The sequence below is a fragment of the Bradyrhizobium tropiciagri genome (genome assembly GCF_018130545.1).
Lineage (GTDB): Bacteria > Pseudomonadota > Alphaproteobacteria > Rhizobiales > Xanthobacteraceae > Bradyrhizobium > Bradyrhizobium tropiciagri_A.
Map to the genome: position 1 here is coordinate 808,547 of NZ_JAFCKF010000003.1, position 14,140 is coordinate 822,686.

Annotated in this window: 15 protein-coding genes; 6 read left to right on the plus strand and 9 right to left on the minus strand. The window is 61.8% G+C overall.

Going from position 1 to position 14,140, the window contains the following annotated elements:
• Positions 1-8: 8 nt before the first annotated feature.
• The 5 genes from JQ616_RS16570 to JQ616_RS16590 form a co-directional block, all read right to left on the minus strand.
• Positions 9-191 (minus strand): hypothetical protein, encoded by a 183-nt coding sequence (locus JQ616_RS16570; RefSeq protein WP_016847357.1) that lies wholly within the window; start codon positions 189-191, stop codon positions 9-11.
• A gap of 364 nt (positions 192-555) precedes the next feature.
• Positions 556-1,818, minus strand: a complete 1,263-nt coding sequence (locus JQ616_RS16575) for a CaiB/BaiF CoA transferase family protein (protein WP_212016348.1) — start codon at positions 1,816-1,818, stop codon at positions 556-558.
• A 301-nt stretch (positions 1,819-2,119) separates the two neighbouring features.
• Positions 2,120-2,542, minus strand: a complete 423-nt coding sequence (locus JQ616_RS16580; protein WP_212015939.1) for a GFA family protein — start codon at positions 2,540-2,542, stop codon at positions 2,120-2,122.
• A gap of 362 nt (positions 2,543-2,904) precedes the next feature.
• Positions 2,905-3,474, minus strand: coding sequence for a DUF6456 domain-containing protein (locus JQ616_RS16585; protein WP_212015941.1), 570 nt, complete (start codon positions 3,472-3,474; stop codon positions 2,905-2,907).
• 99 nt (positions 3,475-3,573) lie between these two features.
• Positions 3,574-4,134, minus strand: a complete 561-nt coding sequence (locus tag JQ616_RS16590) for a GcrA family cell cycle regulator (RefSeq protein ID WP_212015943.1) — start codon at positions 4,132-4,134, stop codon at positions 3,574-3,576.
• Positions 4,135-4,261: 127 nt separating this feature from the next.
• Between JQ616_RS16590 and JQ616_RS16595 the strand changes: the two genes are divergently transcribed.
• The 3 genes from JQ616_RS16595 (at position 4,262) to JQ616_RS16605 (ending at position 6,653) form a co-directional block, all read left to right on the plus strand.
• The gene (locus JQ616_RS16595) at positions 4,262-4,897 is read left to right on the plus strand and encodes a LexA family transcriptional regulator (protein ID WP_212015945.1); all 636 of its coding nucleotides are present in this window, start codon (positions 4,262-4,264) and stop codon (positions 4,895-4,897) included.
• A gap of 160 nt (positions 4,898-5,057) precedes the next feature.
• Positions 5,058-5,333 (plus strand): hypothetical protein, encoded by a 276-nt coding sequence (locus JQ616_RS16600; RefSeq protein WP_212015947.1) that lies wholly within the window; start codon positions 5,058-5,060, stop codon positions 5,331-5,333.
• Between the two features lie 165 nt (positions 5,334-5,498).
• Complete coding sequence (locus JQ616_RS16605) at positions 5,499-6,653, plus strand: OpgC domain-containing protein (RefSeq protein ID WP_212015949.1); 1,155 nt, start codon at positions 5,499-5,501, stop codon at positions 6,651-6,653.
• 10 nt (positions 6,654-6,663) lie between these two features.
• Here JQ616_RS16605 and JQ616_RS16610 read toward each other — a convergent pair whose 3' ends face one another.
• A complete protein-coding gene (locus JQ616_RS16610; RefSeq protein WP_212015951.1) occupies positions 6,664-7,968 on the minus strand; it encodes a glycoside hydrolase family 3 protein in 1,305 nt (434 codons plus the stop codon).
• Between the two features lie 241 nt (positions 7,969-8,209).
• On the opposite strand from JQ616_RS16610, the gene JQ616_RS16615 reads away from it, so the two are divergent.
• Genes JQ616_RS16615 through JQ616_RS16625 form a run of 3 tightly spaced genes read left to right on the plus strand, consistent with a single transcriptional unit; the run spans position 8,210 to position 12,007 of the window.
• Positions 8,210-9,694 carry a DUF4153 domain-containing protein gene (locus JQ616_RS16615; RefSeq protein ID WP_212015952.1) on the plus strand — a complete coding sequence of 495 codons (1,485 nt, stop codon included), beginning with the start codon at positions 8,210-8,212 and terminating at the stop codon, positions 9,692-9,694.
• A 25-nt stretch (positions 9,695-9,719) separates the two neighbouring features.
• Positions 9,720-10,412 (plus strand): response regulator, encoded by a 693-nt coding sequence (locus JQ616_RS16620; RefSeq protein ID WP_212015953.1) that lies wholly within the window; start codon positions 9,720-9,722, stop codon positions 10,410-10,412.
• Positions 10,413-10,414: 2 nt separating this feature from the next.
• Positions 10,415-12,007, plus strand: coding sequence for an ATP-binding protein (locus JQ616_RS16625; protein WP_212016351.1), 1,593 nt, complete (start codon positions 10,415-10,417; stop codon positions 12,005-12,007).
• A gap of 40 nt (positions 12,008-12,047) precedes the next feature.
• Here JQ616_RS16625 and JQ616_RS16630 read toward each other — a convergent pair whose 3' ends face one another.
• From JQ616_RS16630 to JQ616_RS16640, 3 genes are read right to left on the minus strand one after another with little or no spacing between them, the layout of a single operon-like run.
• On the minus strand, positions 12,048-12,902 hold the full coding sequence (locus JQ616_RS16630) for an HpcH/HpaI aldolase/citrate lyase family protein (RefSeq protein WP_212015954.1): 855 nt from the start codon (positions 12,900-12,902) through the stop codon (positions 12,048-12,050).
• 3 nt (positions 12,903-12,905) lie between these two features.
• Positions 12,906-13,361 (minus strand): MaoC family dehydratase, encoded by a 456-nt coding sequence (locus tag JQ616_RS16635; protein WP_212015955.1) that lies wholly within the window; start codon positions 13,359-13,361, stop codon positions 12,906-12,908.
• On the minus strand, positions 13,362-14,138 hold the full coding sequence (locus JQ616_RS16640; protein ID WP_212015956.1) for an enoyl-CoA hydratase/isomerase family protein: 777 nt from the start codon (positions 14,136-14,138) through the stop codon (positions 13,362-13,364).
• Positions 14,139-14,140 lie beyond the last annotated feature (2 nt).

Below are 14,140 nucleotides of genomic sequence, written 5' to 3' on the forward strand. Positions count from 1 at the left end.
CGAGCACCTCAGGACAGTGAGGGATCGCGCGGCGGTTCAACCGCCAAACGTTCGACCAGCTCGATGACCTCGGAACGCTGGTCGGGCGCAAGTCGAAGGAAGGCCTTCAGCAGTCGCAGGCTTTCCAGTGTTTCGCTCGATGGAGCTCCGAGCTTCTTCTGCAGCTCTGCAACATATGTGGGATTTTTCATCTCGCACCTTAAGTGAGGATTACGAATGGCATACCCAGGTAAACGTGAAGGCTTGGCCCAGAAGGTCGACACTGCAGCGCAAGAGGCCGAACGCCTCGGCCTGACCACGGCAACCCTCATACTCCGGATGGCACGCCTCGAAATTGATCGAGCGGAGCCCGAGGAAGTTGAAAGTATGCCAAGGAACAACTTGCGCAGCAAGCCGAACTGAGGTCCCGAAACGGGCCAATTCCGGCTTGACGGCCGCCGCGCGCACCGGGGCCCATGGCGTCTGAACGACGTCCCGCGAGGTGAGAGCCGTTGCTCTCGCCCACGTCGGTTTGCTTTGCGAATATCTGATCTTCGGTGCAGGCAGGCAACGCGGCTAGCCGGTGTTTCCTGCCTTGCCGAACGCGCCTGCCTCCGCCAATGCAGCGATGCGACGGTCGTCATAGCCAAGCGTCTTGACCAACACGTCGCGCGTGTGCTGACCGAGCAGCGGCGCCGCAACGGGATCGATCGTCGGCGTCAGGCTCATACTGACCGGCTGCTCGATGTTCGGAACCGAGCCGGCGGTTGGATGGGCGATCTTGCTCAGTCGGTGACGGTCGCGCACCTCGGGTGCGTTGAATCCCTCCTCGACCGTCCGCAGATAGCCGACCGGAATGTTGGCCTTCTTCATCTTCGCCATCCAGTGTTCAAGCGTGTCACTCGCGAACACGCTGGCAATGATGTCGCGCAGCTTCTCCTTGTTGGCCGTCCGGTTCTTCCGGTGGGCAAACTCGGGATCGGTAACGAGATCCGGGCGCTCCAGCACGTCGGTGACCAGCCGGCGATAGAGCCGGTCATTGGCACAGGCCATGTAGAGCGGACCATCGGATGCCCGGTAGACGCCGACGGTCGGCGAACCGTTCGGGGAGTTGCCGAAGCGCCCAGGGTTGTTGCCGTTGATGAGATAGGCCATGCCATAGAAACCGGTCATCGACACCGCGGTATCGATCAAGGCGACCTCGACCTGCTGGCCGCGACCCAGCCGGTCGCGCGCAATCAACGCCAGCAGGATGGCGTTACAGGCCGACATGCCCGTTGCCATGTCCACGATCGGCGGACCGGTGCGCACCGGCTCGCCATCCGGAAAGCCATTGAGCGACATGAAGCCGCTTTCGGCTTGCGTGATCGGGTCAAAACCTGGACGTAGCGCGAAATCACCTTTGCGGCCGTAGGCAGAGATCGAGCAATACACCAGCCGCGGATTGGTCGGCGACACCGACGCATAATCGAGACCGAATTTTTTCATCACGCCGCCGGAGAAATTCTCCACCACGACGTCGGCCTTGGCAATCAAGGCGCGCGCGACGTCAAGTGCTGCCGGATTGTTGAAATCCAGCGCGATGCCGCGCTTGTTGCGATTGAGGCTCAGATATGCCGCGCTCTCCCCGCCGATTTCGGCGTGCTCGTAAGCGCGCGTGTCGTCACCGCCATCCGGATTCTCGATCTTGATGACCTCGGCACCGAAATCTGCCAGTGTTTGCGTGCAGGCCGGGCCGGCCACGACGCGGGTGAAGTCGACAACCAGCAGGCCGTCGAGCGCCGTCGGAACTCCCTCCCCGCGCGGCGTGCGCCCCGGCAGTTCTGGTCTGGTCATGATCTGAACGCTTCCTCTATTTTTTTGTCAGGCGAAATACGACGGCCGCTACCGCGACCGACACTGCTTGCCTTTTAGCGGAAGCCCGTCACCAAGACCAAACCCGGATTTTGCAGGGCGGGACCTTCGTCTGACATGGCTGCGGTCGGCCGCGGTCCCTGTGGCGCAGGGGTACCGACAAGTCGGACCGGTTCAATGTCGAGGAAATTGCCGGCGGATATGTCACGGAGGCCGATGGAAGAGGAGACATCGGCGGGTGGCGATGCTCCCTCGCCACCCGCTTTCGTCGTCGAGAACCGTCGCGCTATTCGGCGATCACCTCGCCGGAGCCGCCGAACTCTGCCGGAAAATCCTTCAACTTGGGCAGACCATCGCGGATCGGCAACACCGCCTCGGAATAGTTGACGTGAACGCCGGGGCTGAATTTCAGCGTCGGAATCGTTGCCGTGAACACGTCGACGAGCCCAAGCGTCGGGTGGTTGGTCATCAGGTGACCGCCACACTTGCTGCAATATTTGCGCTGGCTCATCGCGGTCTTCTCGAATGTCGCGATATGAGCGGCGCCCTTGGTAACCTCGACCGCCTCGGGCTTCCAGAGACTGAACGCATTCACCGGACCGCCGGACCAGGAGCGGCATGAACGGCAGTGGCAGTAGCCCATCGCCTCGGGCTCCCCCGTGACCTTGAGTTCGACGGCGCCGCAAAAGCAGGTTCCAGTGTGATTCATCGGTCGATTCTCCTTGGGTAATTTGATCGGACTCCGCGCCGGCATCGACCCACGTGACTCGTGATGTTCTCGATGCAGCATGAGATGAAGGCGGGCGTAGCCGCTGCGAACTCCCTTGTGGGCGTACCGGACCATTCCCCGCAGAAGAGGCAATCATATTGCGCCCGAATGCAGGAAGGTCGTCGACGCGAGTGAAGTTACATGAGAGTCCGCGCCACTGTCGACCATCTTCCACACAACACGGCGGAGCACATCGCGATCGCAGACAAGGATGGAGTGTGAGGCAAAGCACAGTCTTGCAATGTGATGTGCCGGCTGCCTGCACGGCAACCGGCACGTAAGCGCATCACCTTACATCAGCATTACCGGCCCTTCGCGGGAACCTTGTTCGCCGTGGCAAGCCCGTACATCAACGCCAGCCGATCAAGGCATTCCTTGAGGCGTCGCGCGAAATAGTCGTGCCAGCGCTGCGTGCGCAGTCCGCGCCGCTGCCCAACCTGCTCCATGGTCATGCCGATAATCAGGACGTCGTGCACCAACGCCGATCCATCGGCGCCAAGTTCATGCTCTGCGCGGTTCAAACGCAAGGCTGCCTGGCGCTGTCCCTCCGTGATCGGCTCACGTTGTTGACCGCCATCGACGTATTCACGCGTGGTATCCACGGCACGCGGGCCACGCTCTGCCTTCTCCCAGTCGTGCTGAAAAGCCCGACCGCTCCGATACTGCGTGTCGTCGATCTGTCGGTGCGCATGCAACCGGCCGAGTGGATCGTTGCGTATCGAGCGAAACGCAACGATCTTGTCACCCGGCCCGAGCGCGAGCGGATCGTCGACCTCGACGGTCGCCACCTCGGCATTAATGGGCAGATCCGTCGAGCGTCGATCATGCGTTTCAGCGGGATCGTACGGTTTCCGGCGTTTTGCGCGCGGCATTGATGACCTCCTGATGTCTGATGATGAGCGCGCAGCGTCGTTCGCGCGGTCGGGGTTGCGAATTGCGGACCGAAGTCCTGCCGGTCGGGAGAAATTGCCTCAGATGGCTCCGACGGCTCGAAGCCAGGCATCGTTTAGGACAGGCCTCGCCGAGGTCTCAGGATCGCGGCTCAAGGCAAGATGCGGGGTGCAATAGCTTGAGCCCGAGCGGCTTGGATGACCGCAGAAGGTCATGGCTTCGCCGTCGGCATCCCCGCCGTAGGGATAGCGGCAATCTCCAGGTTTGAGGTCGAGCAGCGAAAGATGGCGAGGCGCGACCGCAGCGCAACGAAGTAGAGGCATCTCCACCGTTTCGGCGAACATCTTCGGCCAGCGAATCAGATCGGGCTTCGGTTCGGCCCGTCCTTCGCGCAGCCGCTCGATCCCCGGAAGCTCGGGCGAGGACGGCCCGGGTGGATCGAGGCGCCCCGGCAGGGACGGCTCGGGCCGATCGAGGCCCGCCAACCCCATGCGCTGCGCCCGGCTGAGGGCCGCATAGCGAGTGTAGGTCGTATTGAAGGATGCGTTGATCCTGTCAGCGATTTCCGAATAGGACAAGCCGCGGGCGCGCAGGTCCTCCAAGGCTGCCGAGTGCTCGGGCAGCCAGTTCATCATTTCCATTCCAGATTCCCATTTCTGTCAGTTCACCGGCGCCTCGGGCACCTTCCGATATTCCGAAGAAAAAGTCAAGCTTGAATTCTGATAATCGTAACGGTATTAGTGTGTCCAGGCTTGGAGAGGATGAAACATGCTGGACGCTGCACTGATTGAACGAGCACTGGAAAAGACCGGGAAGAGCAAGGGCGGCCTTGCCCGCGCAATGGGGGTTCGGGCCGGGGCGGTGTCCGAAATCCTGTCGGGAATACGGCTGATCAAGGCATCGGAGATCGCTCCGATCATGGAATATCTGGAGTTGAACTCGGTGCCGATCGTGGGCCGGGTCGGCGCCGGCGCCACGATCCAGCCGGAGTTGGAGCAGGTCCCGCCGGAGGGGCTCGGCGAGATCGAGCTTCCGTTCCCGATGACGGAGGAGACCGTCGCGCTCGAAGTTTCGGGCGATTCGATGCTGCCGAAGTACGAGAACGGCGACGTCATCGTGGTCTATCGCGAGCAGCGCTATCCGCTGTCGAGCTTCTACGGAGAAGAGGCTGCGGTCCGCCTGAAGAGCGGCGAGCGTTACCTGAAGACGATCGAACGCGGCAGTTCGTCCGGCACCGTCAACCTCAAGAGCTTCAATGCCAAGCCGATCAACGGCGTAAAGCTCGAATGGATCGGCGAAATCTGCGTCACCCTGCCCCGCGGCCAGATCGAGAGGCTGCGCGGCAAGACAGCGGCCAAGGGCCGCAAATCCGCCTCCAAGGGCGGCCGATCGTCCGACAAATAGGGCGCTGTTTCAGGACCGCGCTGATCGATTCGGGTGCCTTGCCACCGAATCGGTCAGTGCACCCTCGCGCGAATTCCGATTTTCGGCATTTTATCTTGACAGTATTCCGATTATCGGAAATACTAATCGATGCAAGTCAACGCACCGAACTTTCAGGCAAATGCAGTATTTTGTTGTGATGATCGACTATGGCCGCCGTGGCCGCGAGGCGATCGTCGATCCCGAGCTGACACGGCGCGAGATCGTCTCCCGGGTCGCGTCGCGGGAATACACAAACATCAGCTTCATCCACGAGATTGCCGAGTGTTCGGTCGAGGATGTCACGGACGACATCCTTGCGGAGGCAGCCCTGCCGGACATCTCCCCGACCGGCGCGGACCTGCAAGCCAATGCGCCGGATCACGCCCGCGACCTGCGCAAGCATGAGCCGGTCTGACGTCGCTCAATTGATGATTGCGAAAACGTGATCTTTCTTGAACCGACCACTTGGCCGGAACCCGAAACGGATTAGATAGGGTTCACGCAGAGTCTATTCGGACCGGGCACGGGTTCCCTTTAGATTGCCGCTTCGTTTTCTCGGGCCAGCAGATTTCAGCTTCAGATGACCTCGACACTAAATCCCGAGATCGCGCGAGCCGATGGCGATCTCAGGATCGCGCTGCTGCTTGGCATAGCGAACTGGTTTCTGTTCCTCGACCATGTCCCGCACAACGTCGTCAGCGCCCTGACCATGCGCAATTTCGGCTTCAGCGGCGCGACCGACCTGTTTGTTTTCGTCGGCGGCTACGCCGTGACGCTGTTCTACGCCAGGATGGCGCTCGAACGCGGCTTCCTGGTGGCTGCAACCCGCATCTTCAAGCGCGTATGGCAGCTCTATGCTGCCTATGTCGTGCTGTTCGTGATCTATGTCGAGTTGATCAGCTATGTCGCCGCGCGAACCGCGGCGCCCGAGATCATCAGCGAATTCAACATCACCGGCTTTATCGATCACCCGATCCGAACGCTGATCTATGGCTTGTTCCTGCAGGCCAAGCCGCTCAATCTCGACGTGCTGCAACTCACTATCGCCCTGATGGCCTTCCAGCCGATCGTCGTATTCGGGCTACTGTACGTCCCGAGCGCGACACTTCTCGCGTCCGTGGCCCTTTACGCCACCGCCCGTGTCCTCGACTGGAACCTGACATCATCCACATATGGAGCCTGGTATCTTAATCCGTTTTGCTGGCAATTGTTGTTCGTGATGGGTGGCTGGCTTGCACTCATCGGCACGCGCTACGCCCCGACGATCCGCGCGATACAGGCCATTCCCGCGCTGCGCGCCACCGCGTTGCTGTATCTGCTCTTCGCGCTGACGATCGTCTCCAGCAGCGAGATCCCGGCGCTCGCGCAGATGATGCCGAGCGGGCTGAGCGATGTGCTCCTGCAGAACGACCGGGAGGAAGTCGCACCGCACCGCATCCTGCATTTCCTGACCCTGACCTTCCTGTTCACCTGGTTGGTGCCGCGCGACTGTGAGTACCTGCGATCCTATGCCCTGCAGCCGGTCATCAAATGCGGCGAGGAATGGCTGGCCGTGTTCTGCGCGGGCGTGTTCCTCTCCTTCGCTGCGCACCTGATCCTGATCACCGGTCCGTACTCGCTGACAAGGCAGCTCGCGGTCAGCATCGCCGGTATCGCGGCGATGACTGCCGTCGCCTACTATGTTTCCTGGTCGAAGCAGCAGGACAACAAATCGGCTGTCGGCGTGCACTCCTGACACCCGTGATCTAGTCGATCAGCATCGCGCGCCTGAGCCGCGTCTCGCTGTCGTGCAGCATGGTGGCGTCGAGGCCGCCTCGCGCAGCGGCATCGGTGGCGCACGCGAACAACCGGTAGAATTGCAGCCCATCGTAGGCGACCAGCAGGAGATCGACGCCGGCATTCAACGCCTCCACGACCGCGGTGCAGACATCGTGCTGATAGATCGCTCCCATCACCAGATCATCTGTCATGACCACGCCCTGGTAATTCCAGGTCTTTCGGATCAGCCCATCGACGACGGCCTTCGAATGCGACGCAGGCCGTCCGGGGTCGAGTGCACTCACCGCCACGTGCCCGACCATCAGGCGCGCGCCGGTCGTCGCCAATACATCGCGGAACGGGCGCCAGTCGGTCGCCTCGAGTTCGCCGAGCGGCGTATCGAGGTCGGCAGTGAAATGATGCGTGTCGGCGCGCACGCGGCCCAATCCTGGAAAATGCTTCACCGTGGCGCTCACGCCGGCCGACTCAAGGCCTTGAATGTAGGCCCGCGCAATCGCACCCACCTTGGCTGGATCGTCGGAGATCGCCCGCTGATTGATCAGCGTATTGAAATCGAGCCGATTACGCTTCGCCTCGGGCCGCAGGTCGAGCACTGGCGCAAGATTCAAATTAACACCGAGCCACGCTAGCTCGCGGCCATGGATGCGGCCGAACTCCTCGGCCTTTGCGTTTCGTTGATCCGGCGGCAGGTCGGCCAGTGAGGCCAGCGCAGGCAGCTTCGTCAGCGGCGGCGCAAGGTGCGAAACGATGCCACCTTCCTGATCCGTCGCGACCGTCAGCGGCGGCAGACCCACCGCGCTCCGTTTGGCCTGCAGCGACGCGATCTCCGCCTTCAACGCATCAGCCGTCCTGCCGGCAATGTTGCGTCGCGTGACATAGATTCCCGCAATGAACCCTTTCTCCGCCAGTGGCGCGACTTCATCGAACGACCGATAGCCGACGATGAAATGCTGCCCAAGCGAGCGCGCGAGCAGCGGTTCGGTCTGAAGAACGCGATGCCTGCGCAGCTCGAACACACCGTGCGCCGCCAGCATCGCAAGCGGCGGCAAGCACCACAGCATCACCAAGAGCCTGCCCATCCACGCCCGCCAGCGCCAGGCGCCGCGACGAACCAGCAAGAGGACAACGGCACCGCTTGTGGCCACGAGGAGGAGATTGCCCGCCCCACGCAACGGGACCAGATACGGGTCGTTGTTGTTGATGCCCGCGAAGACGAAGACGAGGCCTGCGATCCAGAGCAGGATAATGCCGACGCATTTGCTGATTTGCATGGGGACCAGGAAGAACTGAAGAGGTCGAACGCTCCGTCCCTATCAGACGAGATCCGCCGGCGCGAGCCGACAAGGCGCATCTGCACGCAATCTGCATAAAAATCCTGAACTCCTGCTGGTCGCGCTCCAGCCGTTTGCACATGCAGGCGTCAAGGTCGGCCAAGCAGCGGGCCGGATGCGATACCGGAGCAAACGAATCCGCCCGCTGCAGCCGACGCATCCCTTCGCTCCCGAGGTCATCATGACAAGCCTTGTGCCACCAGAGACCACGACCCAATCGGTCGATAGCAACCTCCCGCCGACGAAAATCGCGGTGATGCTTGCCCTCGCGGCACTGGCCGATTGGTTCTTCTACGACCAGCGCCTCGGACTCTCGGTCGTCATTTTCGCAATCGCGCTGACTTCCGCGTCGCTGATTCTCAACCGCGGCAATCTCGAACATCGTCGGCTGCTGCTTGCCGGGTGGATCGTCTTCGCCGGGCTACTGCCAGCGTTCGAGGATATCAACGCGGCTTCACTCGTCATCATTGCGCTTGCCCTCGGCACAGCCCTGATGCTGACGACCAATCCTTATCTCGACAGCCTCGTCCGAGGAGCTGCCTCCTTGCTCGAGCTCTATCTGATCGGCCCCCTCAGATTGTTCCAGGACGCGATCCGGGCGTTCAATTTGCCCGTGCTCACCAGGAGCTTCACCCTGTGGTGCGTGCCGTTGCTGCTCGGAAGCCTCTTCGTCCTGCTGTTCATGGCGGCCAACCCATTGCTAACGAAATGGATCAGTCAGCTGAACCCAGGTGATCCCTCCTCCTATCTCAGCATTAGCCGTACGCTATTCTGGATCGCGGCAGCGGCGCTGGTCTGGCCCTTCATCCACATCCGATGGCGCAACCACATCGAGGTGGCGGACGATCGGCCCCGATTTGCCGAGAACGATCGGTCCCGCCCGGCCGACACGGGCTTCTTCGGCGCAGGCACTATCTTGCGCTCGCTGATCCTGTTCAACCTGCTGTTTTCAATCCAGACCATCCTCGACCTGATATATCTCTGGGGCAATGGGACGCTGCCCGCAGACGTGACCTATGCGTCCTATGCACACCGCGGCGCATATCCTCTGATCATTACCGCATTGCTCGCCGCGAGCTTCGTTCTGGTGACGATGCGGCCAGGAGGCCCTGCCGAGCGATCACGTCTGATGCGATCGCTCGTTTACTTCTGGATCGGACAGAATGTCTTGCTGGTTATCTCTGCGATGCTCCGGCTTGATCTCTACGTCCAGATCTACCTGCTTACGTACTGGCGTATCGCGGCGTTCGTCTGGATGCTGCTTGTCGTGCTCGGGTTGGTCCTGATCCTGGCACGCATCGTCCAGCGACGCTCGAACGAATGGTTGATCCACGCTAACCTGACCGCATTGGCGATCGTCCTTTACACCTGCTCCTTGACCAATTTCGCGGCCATCATTGCCGACTACAACATGGGCCACAGCCGGGAAGCTTCGGGCAGCGGGGTCAATCTGGATATGGATTATCTGATCCGGCTCGGCCCGCAGGCCCTCCCGGCTATCGACAGGGCGCTTCAGCTCCGCTTCTTCGATCCGAGCCTTGTTTACCGCCGCAATTGCCTTGTAAAAGAGCAACGCGAGCAGATGACATCATGGCGCAGCTGGGGTTTCCGCAGCTGGCGGCTCCAGCGCTTCCTGGACCGTCAGCAAGCGGCAACCACAGGCTAGATTGCGTTCTTTTCGGAGTGGACTCGTGACCCACCGTATTCTTATCGTCGACGATGACCTCCATATCCGGGAGGTCATCCGCGTCGCTCTCAAGAAAGCGGGCATGAATGTGGTCGAGGCGCGTGATGGCAAGGAAGCCCTGGTCAGATTTTCAAATGACAGACCGGATCTGATCGTCCTCGATATCGGCATGCCGGAATTCGACGGGCTTGATGTCTGCCGCGAGATTCGCAAATCATCCGACGTGCCGATCCTGTTCCTCTCCGCCCGCGACGACGAGATCGATCGCGTCCTCGGGCTCGAGATCGGCGGCGACGACTACGTGACCAAGCCGTTTAGCCCCCGCGAGCTCGTCGCGCGCGTCAATGTGATCCTGCGGCGGCTGACGCCGCGACCTGGCGCGCCGGAGCCGGGCGCGCTGTCCAAAGGACAGCTCTCGGTAGACGCCGAGCAGCACGTCGCAACATTCGCGGGCACGCCGCTGCACCTGACCGCGATCGAGTTCGGCATCCTGCGGACCTTCCTGACGCGGCCGGCGGCAGTCTTCAACCGTGAGCAGATTATGAGCGCCGCCTATCAGCTCAATATCCAGGTCTCCGACCGCACCATCGACAGTCATATCCGCAACATCAGAGCCAAGCTCGCCGCGGCGAATTGCGACAGTGTCATCGAGACCGTGCACGGAGTCGGGTTCAAACTCGGCCGGTGCGAGCCTTAGGCATGACGTCCTACCGCGCCCGCCAGAAGTGGCGACCGTCGCTCAGCTTTATCATCTTTGCCGTGCTAGCCCTTGTCGCGGTGCTCCCGTTACTTGGGCTTTTCTTCTTCCGTCTCTACGATAACCAGCTCATTCGTCAAACTCAGGCCGAATTGATCGCGCAAAGTCGCGTGCTGGCTGTGATCTATGCACAGGACGTGCGCGCACAGCTTCGCAATAATATCCCGCTCGGCGCCGCAGTTCCAACCGAGGCGCTGCCGGACCCCGGCGATCAGGTGACACCGATCCGGCCCGAGCTCGATCTTGCCGGCAACGACCTCTTGCGGCGACGGCCCGACGCGCTGCCGGCGACCAAGCCCGCAGACCCGGCCTATGTCGCCATCGGTGCACGGCTGATGCCCCTAGTGCTGGACACCCAGAAGGTGACGCTCGCAGGCTTTCGGATTCTCGATCCGCAGGGTGTCGTCATCGCCGGACGCCAGGAGGCCGGACAATCGCTGGCCCATATCGAAGAGGTGGCGGCCGCGCTACGCGGCCAGTATAGCGCCGCGTTGCGCATCCGTGTCCCCGACAAACCTCCGCCGCCAATCTATTCGATCAGCCGCGGGGTCGGCGTTCATGTCTTCTCTGCAATGCCGGTCATCGTCAATGACCGCGTCGCCGGGGTGATCTATGCGTCGCGGACACCGAGCAATATCTTCGAGCATCTCTATCGGGAGCGCGGCAAGTTCCTGCTGGCCGCGATAGCCGTCATCCTGGCGACGATCGCCATCGGCCTGGTGTTCTCACGCACAGTTACGCGTCCGATGCGCGAACTTGTCGATCGCGCCATGCGAATCGGTCGCGGCGACCGCAACGCGTTTCAGCCGCTGCAGCACTATGGCACCCGCGAGCTCGCCCAGCTCTCCGACAGCTTCCTCGACATGGCCCAGCAACTGTCGCGCCGCTCCGACTACATCGCCACCTTCTCGGCTCACCTGACACACGAATTGAAATCGCCGCTGACCTCGATCCGGGGCGCAGCCGAACTGCTACAGGATTCGCTGCAAAGCAAATCGGATACGCTGACACGATCCGAACAACAAAGCTTCATCTCGAACATTCTTGGCGACGTCGCGCGGCTCGATACGATGAGCCAGCGGCTGCGCGAGCTGGCCCGCGCGGAAAGCGTGCCACAGAACGAGCAGACGCCGCTCTCCTCCGTTATCGAGAACCTGAAGAGCCGCTTTACAGGCCGCACAATCATCGCCAGCGGCTGCCTCGAGCGCTCGATCGGGATGTCGGGCGAGAAGGCGCTGATCGTACTGGCGCATCTGGCCGACAACGCGTTCCGTCACAATGCCAAGTCGGTGCAGGTCGAAGCGACCGGCGAACCTTCTACCGTCAGGGTGACCGTAAGCAATGACGGCGACCCGATCTCCGACGCCAACAGCGACAAGATCTTCGATGCCTTCTTCACCACCCGCCGCGACAGCGGCGGCACCGGCATGGGGCTGGCAATCGCGCAAGCCGTGATGGTAAGCCATGGCGGCTCGATCCATCTCCGGCCCTTAAGCCACGGCGTCGCCTTCGAGCTGGAGTTTCTCGCGGTCTGACCGGATCGCCGCCCTTCTTGCGGAGACGCCTGGCCGCGGACTATGTCCGGCGCGACGCCAGGATCTTCTCGGCGGCGCGCAGATGCGGCTTATCCAGCATCTTGCCGTCCATCTTGGCGACCCCGGATGGATTGTCGGCGAACGCCGCGATTACCCGCTCCGACCATGCGATCTCCTCGTCGGTCGGCATGAAAGCCGCGTTGACGACATCGACATGCTTGGGATGGATCACGGCCTTGGCGAGGAAACCGTCCTGCCGCGCCGCGATCGCCTCCGTCTTCAGCGCGTCGAGATCGTTGATGTCGGTGGCGATAGTGTCGATCGCGATTACGCCGGCGGCGGCCGCGCCGATCAGGCAGAGATCCCGAGCCAGGATGAAGGGTGAGTGATAGCGGCCGTCGGTGCGGTTGCGAGTCGCTCCGAGCGAGGCCGCAAGGTCCTCCGCGCCCCACATCATGCCCCACAGCCGCGGGCTCATATTCTCGAAGTCGAGTATCTTCAGCACCGCTCGCGCTGTCTCGGTTGCGACCGTGACGATGCGCGTGGTGCCCTGTTCGATACCCGACGCGGCCTCGAATGCATCGAGATAAAGTGCGAGCTTGTTGACATCGGCGGCGCCAGCGCATTTCGGCAGCACGATGCCGTCAGGCTTCCCTGGTATCACGGCGGCCAGATCTCCCAGTGTCAAGTCCGTGTCAAACGCGTTGACGCGGATATACATCTTCTGGGCCGGATTGCGTGCATCGAGCATCTGGCGCGTGATGCCGCGCGCAACCACCTTCTGGTCCGGCGCGATGGAATCCTCGAGGTCGAGGATCAGGGCATCGGCCGCGGTCTTCTTCGCGCTCTCATATTTCCGGGTGCTGTCGCCGGGAACGAACAGGAATGATCGCATCGTCTATGCCTTCGGCTTGCAGTGCATCAGGCCGGTGCGGCGGCAGCTCGCCACCACCTCGCCGCGCTGATTCGTCATGGTGTGCTCGAATTCGACGATGCCCTGGGTCGGCCGCGACTTGCTGGCGCGCTTGCCGATGATCTTGGTGTGGGCCTTCAAAGTATCGCCATGGAACACCGGCTTTGGAAACTTGACGTCGGTCATGCCGAGATTGCCGACCGTTGTTCCCAAGGTCGTGTCGTACACGCTCATGCCGACCATGATGCCGAGCGTATAGAGGCTGTTGAACAGCCGCTGGCCGAACTCGGTCTTCTCTGCGAAATGCGCATCGAGGTGCAGCGGCTGCGGGTTCATGGTCAGCAGGCTGAACATGGTGTTGTCCATCTCCGTCACGGTCCGGCTGAATTCGTGATGGAATTCCTGCCCGACCTCGAACTCCTCGAAATACAATCCAGCCATCTACCGTCCCTTGTAGTTAGGCGTCCGCTTCTCGACGAATGCATTCAACCCTTCCTGACAGTCCTCCGTCGAGGCCACCACGACGAAACTTTCCGCCGTGTTCTCCACCGAGCGGCGGAAATCGGCATCGACCGCGCGCATGAACGCGTCGCGGCCGATCTTCATCACGATCGGCGACTTCATGGCCAGCTTGCGCGCGATCTCGCGGGCCCGATCGAGCGCAGTGCCCTTCGGAACCACCTCACTGAGCAAGCCCATGCGGAAGGCGGTCGCCGCATCGAACGGCTCGCCCAGAAACAGCGGACCGAACGCCTGGTGCTTGCCGACCAGCCGCGGCAGCTGCACGAAATGGATCGCCGGGATCAGACCGACGTCGATCTCTGGATAGCCGAAGGTCGAGCTGTCGCCCGCGATGATCATGTCGCAGGAGATTGCGATCGTCATGCCACCGGCCCGCACCGCACCGTCGATCGCGGCAATGGTCGGCTTGCCGAGGCGGTATTGCGTATCGTTCAGCGCGAAATACAGCCGCTCAAGGAATTTTTTGGTCTCGATCGCGGGCTTGCCCCTGACGATGTCGAGGTCGAGGCCGGCGCAAAACACCTTATGGGCGCTGCTGATGATGACGGCGCGCACGGCCTCATCGTCGCGCGCCTTCGCCAGCGCCGCCAGCAATGCGTCGATCAGCGGGATGCTGAGCGCATTCACCGGCGCGCGATCCAGCACGATCTCCGCGATCTGGTCGGTGACCGAGTAACGAACGAGCTCCGTGCTCATGA